The 20,572-nt window shown below is 62.4% G+C and carries 15 protein-coding genes and 1 tRNA gene; 11 read left to right on the top strand and 5 right to left on the bottom strand.

The features are described from left to right. Nucleotides 1–37 precede the first annotated feature (37 nt). Nucleotides 38–661, top strand: a complete 624-nt coding sequence (locus AC07P1_RS06530; protein WP_494695028.1) for a hypothetical protein — start codon at nt 38–40, stop codon at nt 659–661. 23 nt (nt 662–684) lie between these two features. Here the strand turns inward: AC07P1_RS06530 and AC07P1_RS06525 are convergent, their stop codons facing one another. Continuing rightward, on the bottom strand, nt 685–900 hold the full coding sequence (locus AC07P1_RS06525) for a hypothetical protein (RefSeq protein WP_494695027.1): 216 nt from the start codon (nt 898–900) through the stop codon (nt 685–687). Nucleotides 901–1,080: 180 nt separating this feature from the next. Between AC07P1_RS06525 and AC07P1_RS06520 the strand changes: the two genes are divergently transcribed. The 3 genes from AC07P1_RS06520 to AC07P1_RS06510 all read left to right on the top strand — a co-directional run bounded on the left by AC07P1_RS06520 (nt 1,081) and on the right by AC07P1_RS06510 (nt 7,369). Further along, nucleotides 1,081–3,120: a M13 family metallopeptidase gene (locus tag AC07P1_RS06520; protein ID WP_494695026.1), complete on the top strand. Its 2,040-nt coding sequence runs from the start codon at nt 1,081–1,083 to the stop codon at nt 3,118–3,120. A 104-nt stretch (nt 3,121–3,224) separates the two neighbouring features. Next, on the top strand, nt 3,225–5,225 hold the full coding sequence (locus AC07P1_RS06515) for a M13 family metallopeptidase (RefSeq protein WP_494695369.1): 2,001 nt from the start codon (nt 3,225–3,227) through the stop codon (nt 5,223–5,225). A gap of 44 nt (nt 5,226–5,269) precedes the next feature. Continuing rightward, complete coding sequence (locus AC07P1_RS06510; protein ID WP_494695025.1) at nt 5,270–7,369, top strand: M13 family metallopeptidase; 2,100 nt, start codon at nt 5,270–5,272, stop codon at nt 7,367–7,369. Between the two features lie 58 nt (nt 7,370–7,427). Here the strand turns inward: AC07P1_RS06510 and AC07P1_RS06505 are convergent, their stop codons facing one another. Beyond that, the gene (locus AC07P1_RS06505; RefSeq protein WP_494695024.1) at nt 7,428–8,573 is read right to left on the bottom strand and encodes an ABC transporter substrate-binding protein; all 1,146 of its coding nucleotides are present in this window, start codon (nt 8,571–8,573) and stop codon (nt 7,428–7,430) included. 199 nt (nt 8,574–8,772) lie between these two features. On the opposite strand from AC07P1_RS06505, the gene AC07P1_RS06500 reads away from it, so the two are divergent. The 6 genes from AC07P1_RS06500 (at nt 8,773) to AC07P1_RS06475 (ending at nt 15,667) form a co-directional block, all read left to right on the top strand. Then, nucleotides 8,773–9,330 (top strand): hypothetical protein, encoded by a 558-nt coding sequence (locus AC07P1_RS06500; protein WP_494695023.1) that lies wholly within the window; start codon nt 8,773–8,775, stop codon nt 9,328–9,330. 348 nt (nt 9,331–9,678) lie between these two features. After that, nucleotides 9,679–10,647 (top strand): ABC transporter substrate-binding protein, encoded by a 969-nt coding sequence (locus AC07P1_RS06495; RefSeq protein WP_494695022.1) that lies wholly within the window; start codon nt 9,679–9,681, stop codon nt 10,645–10,647. 24 nt (nt 10,648–10,671) lie between these two features. Next, complete coding sequence (locus AC07P1_RS06490) at nt 10,672–11,493, top strand: ABC transporter permease (protein WP_494695021.1); 822 nt, start codon at nt 10,672–10,674, stop codon at nt 11,491–11,493. A 16-nt stretch (nt 11,494–11,509) separates the two neighbouring features. Continuing rightward, nucleotides 11,510–12,307 carry an ABC transporter ATP-binding protein gene (locus tag AC07P1_RS06485; protein WP_494695368.1) on the top strand — a complete coding sequence of 266 codons (798 nt, stop codon included), beginning with the start codon at nt 11,510–11,512 and terminating at the stop codon, nt 12,305–12,307. Between the two features lie 146 nt (nt 12,308–12,453). After that, nucleotides 12,454–14,244 carry a sensor histidine kinase gene (locus AC07P1_RS06480; RefSeq protein WP_494695020.1) on the top strand — a complete coding sequence of 597 codons (1,791 nt, stop codon included), beginning with the start codon at nt 12,454–12,456 and terminating at the stop codon, nt 14,242–14,244. 100 nt (nt 14,245–14,344) lie between these two features. Next, a complete protein-coding gene (locus AC07P1_RS06475) occupies nt 14,345–15,667 on the top strand; it encodes a sigma-54-dependent transcriptional regulator (RefSeq protein ID WP_494695019.1) in 1,323 nt (440 codons plus the stop codon). Between the two features lie 66 nt (nt 15,668–15,733). Here the strand turns inward: AC07P1_RS06475 and AC07P1_RS06470 are convergent, their stop codons facing one another. Then, nucleotides 15,734–16,300, bottom strand: coding sequence for a c-type cytochrome (locus AC07P1_RS06470; RefSeq protein ID WP_494695018.1), 567 nt, complete (start codon nt 16,298–16,300; stop codon nt 15,734–15,736). A gap of 203 nt (nt 16,301–16,503) precedes the next feature. On the opposite strand from AC07P1_RS06470, the gene AC07P1_RS06465 reads away from it, so the two are divergent. Continuing rightward, a tRNA-Arg gene (locus AC07P1_RS06465) sits at nt 16,504–16,579 on the top strand. 386 nt (nt 16,580–16,965) lie between these two features. On the opposite strand, the gene AC07P1_RS06460 is transcribed toward AC07P1_RS06465, so the two are convergent. Both AC07P1_RS06460 and AC07P1_RS06455 read right to left on the bottom strand, forming a co-directional pair. Beyond that, a complete protein-coding gene (locus tag AC07P1_RS06460) occupies nt 16,966–18,384 on the bottom strand; it encodes an ABC transporter substrate-binding protein (RefSeq protein ID WP_494695017.1) in 1,419 nt (472 codons plus the stop codon). Further along, nucleotides 18,269–20,290, bottom strand: coding sequence for a putative bifunctional diguanylate cyclase/phosphodiesterase (locus tag AC07P1_RS06455; RefSeq protein ID WP_494695016.1), 2,022 nt, complete (start codon nt 20,288–20,290; stop codon nt 18,269–18,271). Before AC07P1_RS06455 ends, AC07P1_RS06460 begins: the two co-directional genes overlap by 116 nt. Nucleotides 20,291–20,572: the final 282 nt, after the last annotated feature.

Here is a 20,572-nt window from a genome sequence, read left to right as displayed (position 1 = left end):
CCCCAAGCGCAGGCTTTTTTTTATCTACGGAGCTTCCATGCGCTTTTCGCCGCTTCACCCGTCGTCTTTTTCCTACCCCTCGGCCGCGCGCGCCCTGGCCCTGGTTGGCGCGCTGTTGCTCGCCGCGTCCTTGCCGTCGCCGGCGCTCGCGGTTCCCGTCCTCGACATGCATGCCGAGGATTTTCTGCCGATGGCGGACGATTTGAGGAAGGCGCTGAACCTGAATCCCAACCAGCAGATACTTTGGCAACAAACCGAGAGCAAGACTCGCAACCTGCTGCGCGAGCGCAAAGCCCGCCGCGAGCGCCTGCAGGCGGCGACGCAGGCCGGCACGCAGGACGCCAACGTCGAACTGCGCGATCTGACCAAGGCCATCGACGTGGAAACCGACGCAGCAGCCGCCGAGGAGAAGCTGCTGCGCGAATGGTGGCTGACCGTCAACGATGCGTTAAATGAAAGCCAGCGCCGGATCGTCGCGCAGCAGGTCGACGAGCATCTGCTGCGGGTGCCGGACAACGGCGCCAGCCCGCACAGCGCCAGCGAGCGCAAGGAGGAGGGTGGCGAACGGCGCGGTGGCGGGCGCAGGGGTGGTGGCGCCGGCGGCATGGGTGTCGGTGTCGGCGCGGGCGGCGCCAGCATCAACCTGCCGGGCGGCGGTTAAGGCCGAGCGGCCCCACGCCCGTCTCAGGTGGCGTGCCGGTTACCCTTTTCGGCGCGGGCATCCCGCAGTGCCCGGCGTAGCCGCCGATTTTCCACCAGCAGCATGATCAACATGTAGAAGGTGAAAATCTCGAAGGCGGTCGCCTGAAAATACCACCAGAACAGCCAGGCCAGCGCGGCGCAAATCAGCCCGGTGCCAAGCAGCAGCAGTTTGTCTGCCAGTATCGCCTGAATTTTCATATGAATATCATTGGTGAATTAACACGCGACCGATGCTACACCCGCGATACATGCGGGTGTGTATCGTAAAGTAAAAAAGCGGAACGGTATTATTTCGACACGGTCTCAAGCGGTAGAATATTTGCGCGGCCGTCACAAGCGGCCGACAATACGACTTGAAGTTCTCATTAAAGGACCACCGTGAACCGCTTTCTGCTGAGTACCCTGACCCTGAGCCTGGTCACCGCCTTCGCCACCGCCGCCGCCGATGACAACGCGCCGCTGACTTCCGGCATCGAAGTGAAAAACATCGATCCGGGCGTGCGCGTGCAGGACGACTTCTACACCCACCTCAACGGCCAGTGGCTGAAGACCACGGAGATCCCGGCCGACAAGTCGAGCTGGGGCACCTTCGCCAAGCTGCGCGACGACACCCTGTCCGAACTGCGCGGTATCGTCGAGAAGACCGAGGCGCAACAAGGCAAGAAGGCCGGCAGCGAGGCGCAGAAGATCGGCGACCTGTACGCCAGTTTCATGGACGAGAAAAAGCTGGACGCGCTGGGCATCCGCCCGCTTACGGGCGAACTCAACCGCATCCGCGCGATCAAGGACAAGAAAGCCTTCCCGATGCTGATCGCCCATCTGGACAAGCTCGGCGTCGCCACCCCATACGGCCTGAACGTGCGCCAGGACGCGCGCGAATCGACCAAATACGCGGTGAGCATTTCGCAAAGCGGCCTGGGCCTGCCGGACCGCGACTATTACCTGAAAAAGGACGACGCCAAACTGGCCGCCATCCTGGTCAAGTATGAGGCGCACATCGCCAAAACCCTGAAGCTGGGCGGCGACAAGAATCCGGAAGCCAACGCCAAGGCCATCGTCGCGCTGGAAACCGCGCTGGCCGAGGCGCAGTGGACCAAGGTGCAAAACCGCGACCCCGTCAAACGCTATAACAAAACCCTGATCGCCAAGCTGCCCGAGCTGGCGCCCGCCTACGACTGGGGCCACGCGCTGGCGTCGGCCGGCGTGGCCAACAAGGTCGACTACGTGATCGTCGGCCAGCCGAGCTATCTGGCCGGCTTCAGCGCGGCGCTAGAGAAGACCGACCTGGCGACGTGGAAGGCCTACTTCGAATGGCAGTTGCTGCGCAGCGCTTCGCCCTACCTGTCGAAGGACTTCGCCGACGCCAGCTTCGACTTCTACAGCACCGTGCTGACCGGCGTGGCCGTGCAGGAGCCGCGCTGGAAACGCGGCGTGGCGCTGGTCGAGCGCTCGATCGGCGAGGGTCTAGGCCGGCTGTACGTGGCCGAGTATTTCCCGCCGGAGCGCAAGGCGCGCATGGACCAGCTGGTGAAGAACCTGCTGGCCTCGTACCAGACCAGCATCGACGCGCTCGACTGGATGGGGCCGGAGACCAAAAAAGAGGCGCAGGCCAAGCTGGCCAAGTTCACGCCCAAGATCGGCTACCCAACCAAGTGGCGCGACTATTCGTCGCTGGCGATCGTCAAGTCCGACCTGATCGGCAACGTGCTGCGCGCGGCCAACTTCGCCAACCAGCGCATGATCAACAAGCTGGGCAAGCCGATCGACCGCGAGGAGTGGGGCATGACGCCGCAGACCGTCAACGCCTACTACAGCTCGACGATGAACGAGATCGTGTTCCCGGCCGCCATCCTGCAGCCGCCGTTCTTCGACGTCAAAGCCGACGACGCTGTCAACTACGGCGCCATCGGCGCGGTCATCGGCCACGAGATCAGCCACGGCTTCGATGACGGCGGCAGCCAGGCCGACGGCGACGGCAACCTGCGCGATTGGTGGACCAAGGAAGACCGCGCCAACTTCAAGGCCAAGACCGACGCGCTGGTCAAGCAGTACGGCGCCTACAGCCCGATCAAGGGCTACAACGTCAACGGCGAGCTGACGCTGGGCGAGAACATCGCCGACAACAGCGGCGTGGCGATCGCCTACAAGGCCTACAAGTTGTCGCTGGGCGACAAGCCGGCGCCGGTGATCGACGGCCTGACCGGCGACCAGCGCTTCTTCATGGGCTTCGGCCAGGTGTGGCGCGTGCGCATGCGCGACGAGCAGCAGATTTTGCAGGTGAAAACCGATCCGCACTCGCCGGGCCGGTTCCGCGCCAACGGCACCATGGTCAACCAGCCGGGCTTCTACGACGCCTTTGGCGTCAAGCCGGGCGACAAGATGTACGTGGCGCCGGAGCAGCGTGTCATCATCTGGTAAATGATTAAAACGAGCAGGTTATCAAGAGGCCACATGGTGTGGCCTCTTCGCCGTTCTTCAAGTGGAGAGTCGATTTGAAAGCACATCTGTTGTTAAGTGCGCTGATGCTGGCGCTGCTGGCCTCGGCCGGCGTTCAGGCCCGGCAAAAAAGCTCGGGCGTGGATTTGGGCAACATCGACGCTTCGGTGCGTCCGCAGGACGATTTTTTCGCCAATCTGAACGGCAAGTGGTTGTCCAGGACCGAGATTCCGGCGGACAAGTCCAGCTGGGGTTCGTTTGAAAAACTGGACGACGACACCAAGCCGCAACTGCGCGCCATCATAGAGGCGGCCGCGGCCGACGGGAACCGGGCGCAGGGCAGCGACGCCCAGCGCATCGGCGATTTCTACGCCAGCTACATGGACGAGGCCAGGCTGGAGGCGCTGCGCCTGGCGCCGCTCAAGGACGAGCTCGACCGCGTCGCCGCGCTGCGCGACAAGAAGGATATCGCGGCCCTGATCGCGCACTTCAACCGTTACGGCGCGACCGCGCCGTACGGCTTCGGCATCCATCAGGACAACAAGGATTCGACCAGGTATGTCGTCGACCTGGGACAGGACGGCCTGGGCTTGCCCGACCGCGACTACTACCTGAAAAAGAGCGACCGCAAGATGGCCGACACACTGGCCAAATACCAGCGCCACATCGGCGCCATGCTGGGGTTGGCCAGCAACGGCAACGCGGCGGCCGAGGCCCGCGCCATCGTCGCGCTGGAAACCGAGATCGCGAAACTCCAATGGACCAAGGTCGCGCTGCGCGATCCGGTCAAGGCCTACAACAAGGTGCCGCTGGAAAAGCTGGCGGCGCTGGCGCCAAGCTATGACTGGAGCACGTGGCTGAAGGATACCGGTATCGCCGGCAAGGTCGACTATGTCATCGTCAGCCAGCCGAGCTTCATCAGCGGCTTTGACAAGTTGCTCGCCAAAACGCCGCTGGCGACCTGGAAGGCCTACTTCCAATGGCAGCTGATCCACGCCAACGCGCCCTATCTGTCCAAAGACTTCGCGCAGGAGAACTTTGCCTTCTACAACACGGTACTGCGGGACGTCAAGGAACGGCAGCCGCGCTGGAAACGGGCGGTCAACGCCACCAACGACGCGCTCGGCGAGAGCCTGGGCAAGCTATACGCCGAACGGCATTTCCCGGCCGAGCGCAAGGCGCGCATGGAGGCGCTGGTGCGCAACCTGCTGGCGGCTTTCCAGCAAAGCATCGATACGCTCGATTGGATGAGCCCGGAAACCAAGCTGCAGGCGCAGGCCAAGCTGGCCAAGTTCACCACCAAGATCGGCTATCCGAACCGGTGGCGCGACTATTCAACGCTGGTCGTGGCCAAGGACGACCTGGTCGGCAACGTCCTGCGCTCGCACGCCTTTAACTATGACAAGGAGTTAAACAAGCTCGGCAAGCCGATCGACCGCGACGAGTGGACCATGACGCCGCAAACCGTCAACGCCTACTACAACCCGGAGATGAACGAGATCGTGTTTCCGGCGGCCATACTGCAGCCGCCGTTCTTCGACGCCGACGCCGACGATGCGGTCAACTACGGCGCCATCGGCGCCGTCATCGGCCACGAAATCAGCCACGGCTTCGACGACCAGGGCGCCCAGTACGACGGCGACGGCAACCTGCGCGACTGGTGGACCAAGGCCGACCACAAGAACTTCGCGGCCAAGACCAGGATGCTGGTCAAGCAGTACGGCGAGTTCAGCCCGCTGCCCGGCTACCACGTCAACGGCGAGCTGACCCTGGGCGAGAACATCGCCGACAACAGCGGCGCGGCCATCGCTTATAAGGCTTACTTGATTTCGCTGGGCGGCAAGCCGGCGCCCGTCATCGACGGCCTGACCGGCGAGCAGCGCTTCTACATGGGCTTTGGCCAGGTGTGGCGTTCCAAGACGCGCGACGCGCAGCAGATCGTTTATCTGAAAACCGATCCGCACGCGCCCGAACAATTCCGCGCCAACGGCACGGTGCGCAACCAGCCGGGCTTCTACGAGGCGTTCGGCGTCAAGCCGGGCGACAAGCTGTATCTGGCGCCCAAAGACCGTGTCATCATGTGGTGATGTGATATAAATCGCTGCACGGCCCGTCGCAGCGCGGGTCTTTTATGGTTTTACTCAACAAGGAAAATCTCGTGAAACGTCATCTATTAAGTGCATTGACCCTGAGCCTGATCGCGGGCTTTGCCGGCGCCGCCGACGACACCAAAAGTGTCGCTCCGGCCAGCGCCAAGGTAGCTCCCGGAAAAATGAGTTCCGGCATCGCCACCGAATACATCGACCCGGCCGTGCGCGTGCAGGACGACCTGTTCACCCACATGAACGGCAAATGGTTGGCCACGACGGAAATTCCGGCCGACAAGGCCAGCTGGGGCAGCTTCGCGAAACTGCGCGACGATATCCAGCCGCAACTGCGCGCCATCATCGAAGGCGCCGCCAACCAGCCGAACAAGGCTGTTGGTTCCGACGCCCAGCGCATCGGCGACTTCTACGCCAGCTTCATGGACGAGGCCAAGCTCGAACAGCTGGGCGTGACGCCGCTCAAGGCCGAGTTCGACCGCATCGCCGCCGTCGGCGACAAGAAGCAATTGCCGGCGCTGATCGCGCACTTCAACCAGATCGGCGTCAGCGCGCCCTACACCTTCGGCATCCACCAGGACAACAAGGATTCGACCAAGTACGTGGCCGACCTGTACCAGAGCGGCCTGGGCCTGCCGGACCGCGACTACTACCTGAAAGCCGACGACGCCAAGCTGGCCGACGTGCTGGCCAAGTACGAACTGCACGTCGGCAAGATGCTGACCCTGGCGGGCGACCCGCACGGCGCCGTCACCGCGCACGGCATCGTCGAGTTCGAGAAGGAACTGGCCAAGCTGCAATGGACCAAGGTCGAGCTGCGCGATCCGATCAAGGCCTATAACAAGGTCGAGGTCGCCAAGCTGGGGGCGATGGCGCCGGGCTACGACTGGAACGCCTACCTGGGCGGCGCCGGCATCGCCGGCAAGGCCAGCTATGTGATCGTCAGCCAGCCGAGCTACCTGAAAGGCATGGCGGCCTTGCTGGACGAGACGCCGCTGGAAACCTTGAAAGCCTATTTCCACTGGCAGACGGTGCGCGCGTTCGCGCCCTACCTGAGCAAAGCCTATGTGGACGAGAACTTCTCCTTCTACGGCACCGTGCTGAGCGGCGTGACCGAGCAGCGTCCGCGCTGGAAGCGTGGCGTCTCGGTGGCCGAGGGCGCGCTGGGCGAGGCGGTCGGCAAGCTGTACGTCGAGCAGCATTTCCCGGCGGACCGCAAGGCGCGCATGGAAGCGCTGGTCAAGAACCTGCTGGCCTCGTACAAGACCAGCATCGACAAGCTGGACTGGATGAGCCCGGTCACCAAGAAGCAGGCGCAAATCAAGCTGGCCAAGTTCACCACCAAGATCGGCTATCCGAACAAGTGGCGCGACTACTCGAAGCTGGAAGTGGCCAAGGACGACCTGGTGGGCAACGTCATGCGTTCGACCCAATTCGAGTACAACAAGGAATTGAACAAGCTGGGCAAACCGATCGACCGCGAAGAGTGGGGCATGACGCCGCAAACCGTCAACGCCTACTACAACCCGGAGATGAACGAGATCGTGTTCCCGGCGGCCATCCTGCAGGCGCCGTTCTTTAACGCCGACGCCGACGACGCGGTCAACTACGGCGCCATCGGCGGCGTGATCGGCCACGAGATCAGCCACGGCTTCGACGACCAGGGCGCCCAGTACGACGGCGACGGCAACCTGCGCGACTGGTGGACCAAGGCCGACCACAAGAACTTCGCCGCCAAGACCAAGATGCTGGTCAAGCAGTACAGCGAGTTCAGCCCCCTGCCGGGCTACAACGTCAACGGCGAGCTGACGCTGGGCGAGAACATCGCCGACAACAGCGGCGTGGCGATCGCCTACAAGGCCTACAAACTGTCGCTGAACGGCAAGCCGGCGCCGGTGATCGACGGCCTGACCGGCGACCAGCGCTTCTACATGGGCTTTGCGCAGGTGTGGCGCATGAAGATGCGCGAAGCGGCGCAAATCCAGCAGATCAAGACCGATCCGCACTCGCCGGGCCAGTACCGCGCCAACGGCACGATGCGCAACCAGCCGGGCTTCTATGACGCCTTCGGCGTCAAACCGGGCGACAAGATGTACCTGCCGCCTAAAGACCGCGTCATCATGTGGTAAAAAGTAGGTAAAAAAAAACCTCGCCGCGGCGAGGTTTTTTTTGGCCGGTGCGTTCCGGTCAGAGCTTGCTGACCGGCACCGGCTTGCCCTTTTGTACCTTAGTCAGGTACACCGTGTTCAGGCCCTGGTGGTCGGTGGCGCTGAAGGCGATGTCGAGTCCGCCGAGGTTGACGCTCAGTTTTTCCATCGCCGCCAGGAAGCTGGCGCGCGTCAGGTCCGGGCCGGTCTTCTTCAATGCTTCGACCAGCGCCACGGCGTTGATGTAGCCTTCCAGCGACGTGTAGTCGCCGTCGTTGACGCCGGCGGCCTTCATGTCGGCGCGGTACTGCTTGACGATGGGAATCGATTCGTCGAACGGCGACGGCACCACCTGCGTGATGTAGACGCCTTCGGCCGCGTCGCCGGCCGCCTTGATGAAGTTGGCGGTGCCCACGAACGACAGGTTGAAGAACTTCGGCTTGAAGCCGGCGGCGGCGGCTTTCTGCACGAACGCCGCGCAGGCCTTGTAGGTGCCGACCATCAGCACCGCCTCCGGCTTGGCGGCGATCAGCGCGGCCAGGCCGGCATCGACGTCCTCGGTGTTGCGCTGGTAGAAGCCCTCGCCGGCCATCGTCATCTTGCGTTTTTGCAGCGAGATCTGCAGCCCTTCCTTGCCGACCTTGCCGTAGGTGTCTTCCTGGTAGAACAGGCCGATCTTGGTGACGCCGGCATCGGTGACCAGCCGCTCGACCTGCAATTCGATTTCATTGAAGTACGAGGAGCGGATATTGAAGACGTTTTTGTTCAGCGGCGAGCGCAGGAATTCGGCGCCGGTGAACGGCGCGAAGAATGGAATATTCGCCTCGTTGACCAGCGACATCGCGGCCTTGCTGGTCGGCGTGCCGACATAGCCGAACAGCGCGAACACGCCATCCTTCTTGATCAGCTTTTCGGTCGCGGCGGCGGTGCGCGGCGGATCGTAGCCGTCGTCCTCGCTGACCAGCGTGATCTTGCGGCCGTTGACGCCGCCGGCGGCGTTGACCTTCTTGAAGTAGGCCTCGCTGCCGGCCTTGATGCCCAGCCCCAGCCCGGCGGTCGGTCCCGTTTGGGCGTTGGCCATGCCGATCTTGATCTCGGTGGCGGTGACGCCGGGTTCGGCCGAGGCGGTCGACACCAGCGTTGACAACAGCAAACCCAGTGCAGCGGTAAACAATTTGTTTTTCATATTATTGCTTCCATAGTATGCCGGCGCACCGGCGTTCCGAAATCGAATAATTGCCCGACAAGAACTGTTACCTCACCATAGTCCTTTGTGTGTCGCGTGACAAGGCCGGTTTTGCAACGCATGGCTAGCCATATGCGAGTCGCCCGGGATGGCCGGGTACTGGTAAACTGGGGGTTCTATTCATAGGAAAGCCGTCTTCATGCGTCTGCGTTACCTGGCACCGATATTTTTTCCGCTGTTGCTCAGCGGCTGCGGCGAATCCTATACGCCCGGCAATCTTTACATGGCGACCACGCCGGAATGCAAGACGTGGCAGGACGGCTCGCGCTTTGAACTACCGCGCGGCATGAGCGTGGCGACCACGCCGCCGGTCACGTTGCCGGAGGGCGGCGCCGAGTTCACGTTCGTGTACATCATCCCGCGCGGCGAGCGCGCGCGTTTCCTCACGCGCGATTACAACGTCACCGCGCCCAAGGGGCCGGTGCTGCACAAGGCCGAGCTGGTCACCTTGTACCAGCGCACGACCAACTCCCGGCCGGAGATCGTCGACTCGATCCCCAAGGTGCCGGACATGTTCGTCGCCAGCGCGGCTGGCGAGGAGACGTTGTGGCGCGTGCGGGTGCGGGTCAAGGACAAGCTGCCGCAGCGCTTCGACATCGTGCCGCCGGCGTTTGAGATCGGGTTGAAGGAGTATCCGATGCGCACGTTCACCTACCGCTATTTCCCGGAACGCAAGGCGTTCGGGCTGTGCAGCTAGGCAGCGACATCCGCACACCTGGGGAAACACGCCCCATGTGTCGGCGAGATCCGCATAACGCGGAGACACGTAGGGCGGATTAGCGAAGCGTAATCGGCCATGTATGAGCCGTCGATGACGCATACATTGGCCGATTACGGCGTTCCGCCTAATCCGCCCTACGTGTCTCCGGTGCAGCTTTCTTGCGCGGATTTCCGCAAAGCCGCCTTCGCCGATTGCGGTTTGCCGCAGTAACCTCCGGCCCGTTCATCCCCTCGTCCCTTTAGAATCAAGCACTTGCCATCCGCGCCGGCGCTGGCACAGAAGCTGCAATGTCTCCACCAACAACAACCACAATGGAGACCAGCAATGCCCAAATTCCGTCTGTTAGCCCTGACCGCCGCCATCGCCTTCGCATCCACCGCGCAAGCACAGGAAGTCGTCCGCCTCGGCAACCTCAAATTCGCCCACTACGGCGCCGTTTCGTACATCAAGGAAATCGCGCCCAAGTGCGGCCTCAAGGTCGAGGAACACATCTTCGCCAAAGGCCCCGACGTCATGCAAGCCATCCTGGCGGGCGAGCTGGACGTCGGCGCCACCGCTTCCGAAGCCGCCATCTCCGGCCGCGCCAACGGCGCGCCGATCTACGTGGTCGCCGGCTTCGCCAAAGGCGGCGCCCGCCTGGTCGCGCGCCCCAACGAGGGCATCAAGTCCATCAAGGATTTGAAAGGCAAGAAAGTCGGCGTCACGCGCGGCGGCATCCACGAGGTGCTGCTGATCGCGGAACTGGCGCAGGCCGGCCTGACCTCCTCCGACCGCCCGGGCAAGGACGTGCAACTGGTGTTCCTCGCCTTTGCCGACCTGAACCAGGCGCTGATGGGCAAGAACCTCGACGCCATCATGCAGAGCGAGCCGCAGTCGTCGCAAGCCATCAACAAGGGCTACGGCGTCGAGGTGATGAAGCCGTACGACACCGCCATCGGCGAGCCGGTGCGCACCCTGGTGATGAGCGAGAAGTTCTACAACGAGAAGCGTCCGCTGGCGCAGAAGTTCATGAACTGCTTCGTCCAGGCCACCAAGACGTTCATCGACAACCAGGCCGTGGCCGAAAAATACGTGCGCGAATCGATGTTCAAGAACCAGATCACCAAGGACGACTTCGAGGACGCGATCAGCAATTCGCCGTACAGCTATGACGTCACTGCCGAGCACATCCAGATCACCACCGACATCATGCTCAAGACCGGCGTCGGCCGCATGAGCAAGCCGCCGGTCGCCAAGGACTGGGTCAAGACCGATTTGCTGGACGCTTCGAAGAAAAGCCTGGGCATCAAATAAACCCATCAAAAAGCAGGAGACACCATGAACAAACAAGACTGGCGCCAGAGCGCCACCGGGGCCGTGGTCCCGATTCTGATCGTCGTGCTGTGGCAGGCCAGCGCCATGCTCGGCTGGGTCAATCCGCAGGTGCTGCCGTCGCCGGTGGCCGTGGTCAGCAAGTGGGTCGAGTATCTGCTGCCGCTGACCGTCTACGATCCGGCCGCGAGCTCGTGGATCAGCTGGGCTTTTTCCGGCGAGTTGCTGGGCGATACCTTGAGCAGCCTGTACCGCGTAGTGGTCGGTTTCGCCGTGGGCGCCGGCCTGGCCTTGCCGCTGGGCTTGATGATGGGTGCCAGCCAGCGCATGTATGCGTGGCTCAATCCGCTGATGCAGGTGCTGCGCCCGATTCCGCCGATCGCCTACATTCCATTGGCCATCCTTTGGTTCGGCCTGGGCAACGCGCCGGCCGTGTTCCTGATCGCGCTCGGCGCCTTCTTCCCGGTGCTGGTCAACACCATCGCCGGCGTGCGCCAGGTCGACGGCATCTACATCCGCGCCGCCCGCAACCTGGGCGTCAACCAGCGCACGATGTTCATCCGCGTGATGCTGCCGGCCGCCGTGCCGTACATCCTGTCGGGCGTGCGGATCGGCATCGGTACCGCTTTCATCGTCGTGATCGTTTCGGAGATGATCGCGGTGAACAACGGCCTCGGTTTCCGCATCCTCGAGGCGCGCGAGTACTTCTGGTCGGACAAGATTATCGCTGGCATGATCAGCATCGGTCTGCTGGGTCTGATCATCGACGTGGGCATGAACAAACTGAACAATCATTTGCTGCGGTGGCACCGTGGTCTGGAGAACTAAGATGAAGGTTAATGATATGAATCCGACCCACATCCAAGTCAGCGGCGTCCACAAGGTCTTCAAGACCGACAGCCGCGAAGTCGTCGCACTGAAGGAAATCAACCTCGACATTCCGCAGGGCCAGTTCGTCTGTCTGCTGGGACCTTCGGGCTGCGGCAAGTCGACCCTGCTGAACGCGGTCGCCGGCTTCTCGTTGCCGTCGTCCGGCACCATCACCGCCGATGGCAAGCTGGTTACCGGTCCGGGACCGGAGCGCGGCATGGTGTTCCAGGAATACGCGCTGTTCCCGTGGATGACGGTGGAAAAGAACATCGCCTTCGGCCTGGAGATCAAGGGCATGGACCAGTCCGCTATCACGGCCAAGGTCGACGAGTTGCTGGCGATGCTGTCGCTGAGCGATTTCCGTCACCGCTTCCCGAAAGACCTGTCGGGCGGCATGCGCCAGCGCGTCGCCATCGCCCGCGTGCTGGCGCTGGACTCGCCGATCATGTTGATGGACGAGCCGTTCGGTGCCTTGGACGCGCTGACGCGCCGCAACCTGCAGGACGAGCTGCTGCGCATCTGGTCCGAGCTGAAGAAGACCATCATCTTCGTCACCCATAGTATCGAGGAGGCGATCTACCTGGCTGATCGTATCGTGGTGATGACCTACCGTCCCGGTACGGTCAAGCGCGACATGATCGTCGATCTGCCGCGCTTGCGCGACCCGGCGGCCGCCGAGTTCAACGCGTTGAAGCGCGAACTGGGACAGTTGGTGATGGAAGAGCAGCAGCGCCACCACAACGACGAGATGCGGATGGCCGCAGTCGATTAAGGCCACCTCTGTTCCGCGTGGGGCGGATCCGGCGGAACGCCGTAATCGGCCAATGTGTGCGCCGTCGACACGCATGCATGGCCGATTACGCTGCGCTAATCCGCCCTACGTGTTTCAGAAGAGCTCGTGTGAAGTAGAATCCGTTGATGCGCGCCAAAAAAACCTTGCTCCTTCTGTTCGCGTTGATCTGCGCGGTGGGCGTCATCGCCGGTTCGTATCTGGCCGGCACCTCGCGCGCCCGCGCCGACCTGCGCCTGCAGGGCCAGCGGCAACTGCAGCTGATGGCGCCCGACCTGCAATCGCTGCTGCAAAAATACGAGACGCTGCCATTCGTGCTCGGCTTCCAGCCCGACCTGATCGAAGCGCTGGCGCACCCGTCCGACACGCGCGCCATCAGCCGCCTCAACAGCACCTTGAAAACCATCCAGCAACAAGCCAACGTCGGCGCCATCTACGTGATGGACCGCGACGGCTTGACCATCGGCGCCAGCAACTGGGACCAGCCGCTGGGCTTTGTCGGCAAAAACTTCTCCTACCGCCCCTATTTCGACGCCGCGCTCAAGGGCAGGGCCGGGCGTTTCTACGGCATCGGCACCAGCACCACCGAGGCCGGCTACTTCATCGCCCAGCCGGTCTACGGCAACGGCAGCGCCGGCGGACCGGTCACCGGCGTGGTCGCCGTCAAGATCAGCCTGGCGGACTTCGAACGCACCTGGCGCAGCAGCGACGACGCCATCGTGCTGGCCGACCGCAGCGGCGTCATTTTCCTCAGCAACCGCCCCGACTGGATCTACCGCAGCCTGACCCCGCTGGACGCGGCCACCGAGCGGCAACTGGCCCATACCCAGCAATACATGGGCAAGACCGTCACGCCGCTGAACGGCCAGCCCGACCTGTTCGTCACGCAGTCGGTCGGGCAGCTGGGCTGGCAGCTGATGCTGTTCCCCGGACAGTCGCGGGTGTTGCGCGCCGGCCTGCAATGGGCGCTGGCGGCGGTCCTGCTGCTGGCTTGCGCCGCGCTGGCGGGCTGGGCTTCGCACCAGCGCCGGCGCCGGCTGGAGGAACGGTTGGCATCGCGCGCGGCGCTGCAAAAGGCCGAGCTGGAGCTGAACGACAAAATCGTCGAACGCACGCAGCAGCTGCGCACCACCAACCAGCACCTGGAAAGCAAGTACGCCAAGCTGCAGGAAACCGAGCACCTGCTGCGCTCGACGCAAAATGAACTGGTCCAGGCAGGCAAACTGGCGATGCTGGGACAGATGGCGACAGGGATCACCCATGAACTGAACCAGCCGCTTGCCGCAATTCGTGCCTTCGCCGACAACGCGCGCGTTTTCCTTGAGCGCGGGCAGGGCGAGCAGGTCGCGGGCAATCTCGGCCACATCAGCGAGGCGAGCGCGCGCATGGGCGCCATCATCGGCCAGCTCAAGGGCTTCGCGCGCAAGGATGAAACCCTGGGCACGGTCGAGCTAGCCGCGTCGGTGCGGGCGTCGGCCTTCCTGCTCGAGAGCGAATTCCGCCGCCACGCCGTCACCCTCGATATCGACGTCGGCGTGGAGAATCTGAAAGTGACCGGCGACAGCGTGCGCATCGAGCAAGTGCTGATCAATCTGCTGCGCAACGCCCTTGACGCGGTCGAGAGCGCCGAGCGTCGCCTCGTCGCCATCCGCCTCGCGCGCGACGGCGACAGCGCGCTGGTCAGCATCTGCGACAGCGGCGAAGGCATCCCGGAGCAGGTGGTGGCGCACCTGTTCGAACCGTTTTTTACCACCAAGCCTTCCGGCAAGGGCCTGGGCTTGGGGCTGGCGATCTCGTCGTCGATCGTGCAGGCGATGAACGGCCAGCTGACGGCGCATAATCAGACCGACGGCGGCGCGCGCTTCGAGCTGCGGCTGCCGCTACAAAACGAATCATCTGAAACACGTAGGGCGGATTAGCGAAGCGTAATCGGCCATGGTTGAGTCGCGAACGGCGCACCGATGGCCGATTACGGCGTTTCGCCTAATCCGCCCTACGTACTACAACAAGGAGCATGACGTGCAGGCCATCCTGATCGAAGACGAAGCCGCGCTGCGCCTCGCCACCAGCCAGACCTTGGAACTGGGCGGCTTCAGCGTGCAAGCCTGCGCCAGCGCGGAGGAGGCGCAAGCGCTGTTGCGCGCCGACTACGCCGGCGTCATCGTCACCGACGTGCGCCTGCCGGGCCGTTCCGGCCTGGACCTGCTGGCGCAGATCGCCGCGCTCGACGCCGAGTTGCCGGTCATCGTCGTCACCGGCCACGGCGACGTCGAGATGGCGGTGGCCGCCATGCGCGGCGGCGCTTACGACTTCATCGAAAAGCCCTTCGCCAGCGGCCGCCTGCTGGACGCCGTGCGGCGCGCGCAGGAGCGGCGCCGGCTGGTGCTGGAAAACCGCCAACTGCGCACCGACCGCGCCCAGCATCCGGACCTGCCCGACCTGATCGGGCGCTCGGCCGCCATCGAACAATTGAAGGTTCTGGTGCGCAACGTCGCCCCGGCCGGCGTGGACGTGCTGATCAACGGCCAGACCGGCACCGGCAAGGAAGTCGTGGCCCGCCTGCTGCACGCGGCAAGCGGACGCAAGGGCAACTTCGTCGCCATCAACTGCGGCGCCCTGCCCGAATCGGTGTTTGAAAGCGAGATCTTCGGCCACGAGGCGGGCGCCTTCACCGGCGCGCAAAAGCGCCGCGTGGGCAAGCTCGAGTTCGCACAGGGTGGCACCGTCTTCCTCGACGAAATCGAAAGCATGCCGATGGCCTTGCAGGTCAAGCTGTTGAGGGTGCTGCAGGAACGCAAGCTTGAGCGCCTGGGTGGCAACGACTCGGTCGCGCTGGAATGCTCGATCGTCGCCGCCACCAAGGTCGATCTGCTGCAGCTAAGCGCGCAGGGCCACTTCCGCGAAGATTTGTATTACCGGATTGGCGTGGTCAGCATCGACCTGCCGCGCCTGCGCGACCGGCGCGAGGATATTCCGCTGCTGCTGGCGCACTTCACCGCCGACGCCGCCGCCCGCTACCGGCGCCCCGTGCCGGCCTGGACCGCGCAGCAAATGGCGCAATGGCAGGCCGAGGAGTGGCCGGGCAACGTCCGCGAACTGCGCAACTTCGCCGAGCGGCTCGTGCTGGGTATCGTCGCCGCGCCAGTGAATGCGCCCGCCGCCGTGGCCGGCGACGCCATGTCGTTGCCGCAGCAGGTCGACCACCACGAGCGCGAATTGATCGTCCAGGCGCTGGCCGCCGTCGACGGCAACGTCGGCCTGGCGGCCGACAACCTGCTGGTGCCGCGCAAGACGCTGTACGACAAGCTGAAAAAATACCAGATCGGCACCGGCCGCAAGTAAGCTCGCGAATGTTCGGACGTAAAAAAACCGGCCATTCAGACCGGTTTCGATGATGTCGCGTGCAGCTTACTTCGGCTGGGCCGGATCGACGGCTTTGTCCGCTGCCGGTGCGGCCGCCGGAGCGGCCGGCACTTCAGGCTCCTTGAACTTGGCGCCGGATTGGTTGGCCATGAAGACCACGGCGCGTGCCACTTCCACATCGTCCAGGTCGGGGTTGCCGCCTTTGGCGGGCATCGCGCGCAAACCTTCGACCGCGTGCTTGACGATGGTGCCGTAGCCTTGTGCGATACGGGCGGCCCAGCCGCCGGCGTCGCCGACCTTCGGGGCACCGGCGACGCCGGCGCCGTGGCAGGCCGCGCAGGTGGAGGTATAGATGGCTTCGCCCGATTGCAGCACCTTCGGCGCGTTCACGTCCTTGAAGGTGAAGCCGGCATCGGCGACGGGGGAGAGGCGGGCGGCGATTTGTTCCGGGGCCTGGCTGTTGGAGCCGGCGCCGGTCAATTTATCTTCCGTGACGTACTTGACCAGCAGGACAATGCCTAAGACGGTGACTAAGAAAAAGCCGATCACAGCAGCTGCAAGCTGTTTGGGTGTTCTGATTGCGGATTCGTGTTCGTTATGTGCGTCGCTCATGATTTCCTTAACAGACTATTGTCGAGCCGGGGTGGCGTGCGAAAAACTGATCAAGCAGCTGCCTTGCAAAACCTTCACCAAACGGGCGATTATAGACTCAAAAATCCCTGTATGGAAACGCAAAGGTGCTCAAAACGACACTTTCCGTGGACGGGAAGCGATAAAAACGGTATCCTACGGCTCACTTCAAGAAATCCCCCTACGCGGCTGTAGCTCAGTGGATAGAGTATTGGCCTCCGAAGCCAAGGGTCGTGGGTTCGATCCCCGCCAGCCGCACCAAAATTCCCCAAATATATCAATAGCTTACGTCTAAAGGACGTTGTTGAGCTACTGAACAACGAACTGGACTTACCTCAGAAAGATCTCGCCGCCCTGATCCGGGATAATACAGTCGAACCAGAATACGCTCTCGGCCAAACGCAGGAAGCGGTATGCCCATCTGCCTGATGAGGTGCTCGACCGTGTCGAGGCGGTGGTTCGGCAGGCGTTTGAAGCAAGCAAGTCAACCGACGATCCCTCAGAAAGTTAGATTTCCTCGAAGCGGAAGCTCGAATTCACGGAAAAATGAAGGTTTTTCGATGCGAGTAAAAGGATTTCGAAGAGCCGCTCCATTTTTGCGGGAGCTACGATCCATCCGGGCTTCCAGATCCTGTGGCCGCCTGTGATCATTTTTGCGCCAACACCTCCGCCAACTGCCGTTGGGCGTGCGCGGGCGATATGTTTGAATTGTTGAAGTAGTCGGCGACGATATCGATCCATCCCTGCGACATTTGCGGTGGCATGAGCATCGATTGCGCGAACACTTGCCCGTGCTTGCGCGAAATCAGATCCAGGCCGATCTTCCCGCACGTATCGAGATTGTCGCGCTGGATGTCGGTGCGCGGCGGAATCGACCCCTTGATCTTGTTGAAGGCGAGCTGGTTGTTGACGTTCATGATCTGGCGCGCGAAGAGCCGCTGGGAACGGCGCACCTGCTCATTGCTGGAGACCGGAAAGGCGAAAGCGTCGATCACCACGAAATAAATCGAATTCGTCCCCGGCGCCAGCGTGCAGCGGAAATCCTTGTCGACCACCAGCCCTGCTTCCTTCAACTCCCCCTTCGCATAGTCGCCCATGAATTGCATGCCCGCCCGGCCCCGCCCGACCGAGAGGGTGGCGTCGACCCAGGTTTTGCCGCTCCGGGCGGGATCGACGAAAACGCTTAAGCGCCGCAGGATGTCCAGCGCTTTCAGCATCGCCGGGTCCATGGCGGCGTTCGAATCGCCGCCGGCCAACAGGCGCGTGTAGCCCTCGGCGCCATAGACGGAATAGACGATGTCATTGAAGAGCAGGGAAATTTCCCACGCGCCGGATCCGAGTGCTATCGGTATATAACCGGCGGCCTTGATTTTGGCGGCGCTGGACAGAACGCTGTCCCAGGTTGTCGGCGGCGACAGCTTTAACTGATCGAATATCTTCTTGTTGGTCCAGACCCAGTTTTCGGCGTGGATGCTGACCGGCGCAAAATAGATGTGTCCCTTGTAGCTGATGTGGTTGACCAAATTCTGCGGCAGGAAGTCGCGCCAATGATCGGCGGCCGCGATTTCTTCGATATCCTCGATGACGCCCATCGACGCCAGCTCCATGCTTTCGCCGTTGGCATTCCACTGAATGACGGCGGGAGGATAGCCGTTGGCGATCATGTCGGTGGCCAGGCCGCTTTGCGCCAGCTTGTTCTTGGACGGCATATCGACCCACTTGCCGCCCAGACCCTTCCAGGCGTCGCGATAGACGTCGAGGGCCTTGCGCTCGCTGGGCGAAATCCAGTAGTGCGCCACCTCCACCGCCGGCTTAAACACGCCCGTCCCGGGCTTGGGAACCGATGGCGGCTCCGCGCGGGCGAGCGGCGTGAGCGACATCGCAAGCATCAAGCTCGCGTATCCCGGGAATAGAAGCTGTCTGCGTGTCGTCATGGTCGAACCTGCTCCGTCATGAAATGACCAAGGCCGCGTCCAGGCCGAGGGTCGCGATTTCGAATGGCTGCGGCTGCGCGTAGAAATAGCCCTGGGCGATGGGGCAACCGGCCTGCCGCAAGAACTGGACATGCTCCTCCGTCTCCACGCCTTCGGCAACGCAGCTTTTTCCCAGACTGGCGGCGAGATCGATCATGGCTTTAATGATCTGCTCCGATTTGACATCCTTGCCGATTTCGGAGACGAAGCTGCGGTCGATTTTGATGTCGTCGAAATGGAAGTTTCTGAGGTTGGTCAGGGAGGCGAAACCGGTGCCGAAATCGTCGAGGGCGATCGACACCCCCCGTTCACGCAGCTTGTGCACGGTCGCCAGTATCTGTTCCGTATATTTGTTCACAAAGACGTCTTCGGTGATTTCGATGGCGAGATCGTTCCAATCGAGCGCGTAACGGGTCACCGCGTTTGCCAGCATAAAATAGCCGGCGTCGGAAATGAGGGCGATTTCCGGCATGTTGATGGCCACGGTTCCACAATCGAGGCCGGCATCGCGCCAGGCGCGGATGTCACGGGCCACCCGGTTCACGACAATCTCGGTCATCGCTGTCATCGATGACGCCGTGTCGAGAAGATGCAGGAAGCGTCCCGGCGGCAGGATGCCGAACTGCGGATGGCGCCAGCGCACCAGCGCTTCGAACGCCAGATGCTGGCCGGTTCGGAGGTCGATCTTGGGTTGGTAATACACGAGGAACTCGTCGTCTTCGACCGCCTTGAACAGGGCGGCGCGCAGCTGGCTTTCCGCAAGGCGGTCGGCCATCATCGCCGCGTTGAAGATGATCTGGCTGTTGCGTTGCGTTTTCGCGGCGTACAGCGCCAGATCGGCGCATCGGATGATGGCTTGGGCGTCGGCGCCGTGATCGGGAAACACCGCGCCACCGATACTGGCGGAGATGCGATGGGTGTGTCCCTCGAAGCTGAAAGGCGTGAACAGGCTCTCGAGGATGCGTGCGGCAAGCGCCCCGGCCGCCGCGTTGCCCGCGAGGTCGGGCACAAGGATCGCGAACTCATCGCCGCCCAGGCGTGCCGCGATGGCGCCGGCTTCCACGGTCGAGGCAATGCGGTGCGCCACTTCCATCAGCAAGCCGTCGCCGGTCTGATGCCCGAAGGTGTCGTTGACCGCCTTGAAATCATCGAGATCGATCAGCAGAAGCGCGAATGCACCATCCCTTGGATAGCCTTCAGCCGAATACCGGGGCGCGACCAGTCCGGCGAGCGTTTGATTGAACGACCTGCGATTGCACAGGCCGGTCAGGCTATCCTTGTTGACGAGAACCGACAGCTCATGTTCGAAGACTTTCTTCTTTTCGTACTCGATGCGCAGTTTCTTCAGCAGCGGGAAGATCATCAGCGCGCCAACGACGCACAGAGCGATCAACAGCGACAAGATCAACAAAGCGCTGATCCGCTTGGCCGCGACGATGCTCTCCTGGCTCTTGCTGAACGATTGCGCGACCTCCAGTTGAAAGCCGCGCATGATGGCGCCGTCCGACGCGGCGGCGAAATCGATGGGGCCCCAAAAGGAGTAATGCTTGCTGCGGCTGACGTTGTCGAACTTGCTCAGTTTTTCCGCCCGATCGATGAAGCTGCGAAGACGAATGTCGAGATCGCTTGGCTTGGCGTCCTTGTCCAGCTGGAGACGAAGACGTTGCAGTTGCGCGCCGGTGTCCCTGATTTTCGCGATTTGCTGATTCATGTCCTCGATCATGTGGTCGAGCACATTGGCCGGCACGACGTCGGCCGTGGAGCCGCGCATCAACGCGCGCGCGGTGCCTTTGAGTTGCTGGAACTCGATAAATTGATTACTGGTCAGAAAGCTGATGTTTTGTTGTACGGAATGACGTTCAAGAACGGTCTGCATGGAGGCATAAATGATCAACATGATGACGATGACCGCCGCCAAAGTGCCCAGATAGTAATGGGAGATGGTCTTTATGTGCCGATCGAGCGAGTAATGATTTTTATTGAAATCGCCGAGGCTCATGGTGTGTCCTGACTAGCGTTAGGTTTCCGGAGACACGGTAGGCGAGGTGGGCATCGCTTGCCGAGCCAAGACTTTGGCGGTATGGCCGGCAGCTCGTCCCGGCCGCGCCCATCGCATCGCCGAACACGCCGGCTCATTTGTTTTAAATTGTATTTTGGAAATTATAATGGCATTGGTGCAAGTGCCATATCAGGAAATCCTGATTGTCTCGTCAGGAAAGGCGGGTGATTCGCGAAACAAGCCCTACAAGCGCGGTCCACCCCGTCGACCCCGCCCCCCGCC

It is taken from the genome of Duganella sp. GW821-FHT07F09, assembly GCF_059418705.1.
The sequence above is the reverse complement of the archived record's forward strand: the minus strand, read 5'-3'. Positions and strand labels throughout refer to the sequence as shown.

What these genes read in the sequence shown, in the direction of transcription:
- AC07P1_RS06530 (WP_494695028.1), top strand. Translation starts at nt 38, where the DNA reads ATGCGCTTTTCGCCGCTTCACCCGTCGTCTTTTTCCTACCCCTCGGCC.
- AC07P1_RS06525 (WP_494695027.1), bottom strand. Translation starts at nt 900, where the DNA reads ATGAAAATTCAGGCGATACTGGCAGACAAACTGCTGCTGCTTGGCACC.
- AC07P1_RS06515 (WP_494695369.1), top strand. Translation starts at nt 3,225, where the DNA reads ATGCTGGCGCTGCTGGCCTCGGCCGGCGTTCAGGCCCGGCAAAAAAGC.
- AC07P1_RS06510 (WP_494695025.1), top strand. Translation starts at nt 5,270, where the DNA reads ATGGTTTTACTCAACAAGGAAAATCTCGTGAAACGTCATCTATTAAGT.
- AC07P1_RS06505 (WP_494695024.1), bottom strand. Translation starts at nt 8,573, where the DNA reads ATGAAAAACAAATTGTTTACCGCTGCACTGGGTTTGCTGTTGTCAACG.
- AC07P1_RS06500 (WP_494695023.1), top strand. Translation starts at nt 8,773, where the DNA reads ATGCGTCTGCGTTACCTGGCACCGATATTTTTTCCGCTGTTGCTCAGC.
- AC07P1_RS06495 (WP_494695022.1), top strand. Translation starts at nt 9,679, where the DNA reads ATGCCCAAATTCCGTCTGTTAGCCCTGACCGCCGCCATCGCCTTCGCA.
- AC07P1_RS06490 (WP_494695021.1), top strand. Translation starts at nt 10,672, where the DNA reads ATGAACAAACAAGACTGGCGCCAGAGCGCCACCGGGGCCGTGGTCCCG.
- AC07P1_RS06485 (WP_494695368.1), top strand. Translation starts at nt 11,510, where the DNA reads ATGAATCCGACCCACATCCAAGTCAGCGGCGTCCACAAGGTCTTCAAG.
- AC07P1_RS06480 (WP_494695020.1), top strand. Translation starts at nt 12,454, where the DNA reads ATGCGCGCCAAAAAAACCTTGCTCCTTCTGTTCGCGTTGATCTGCGCG.
- AC07P1_RS06470 (WP_494695018.1), bottom strand. Translation starts at nt 16,300, where the DNA reads ATGAGCGACGCACATAACGAACACGAATCCGCAATCAGAACACCCAAA.
- AC07P1_RS06460 (WP_494695017.1), bottom strand. Translation starts at nt 18,384, where the DNA reads ATGTCCAGTTCTTGCGGCAGGCCGGTTGCCCCATCGCCCAGGGCTATT.
- AC07P1_RS06455 (WP_494695016.1), bottom strand. Translation starts at nt 20,290, where the DNA reads ATGAGCCTCGGCGATTTCAATAAAAATCATTACTCGCTCGATCGGCAC.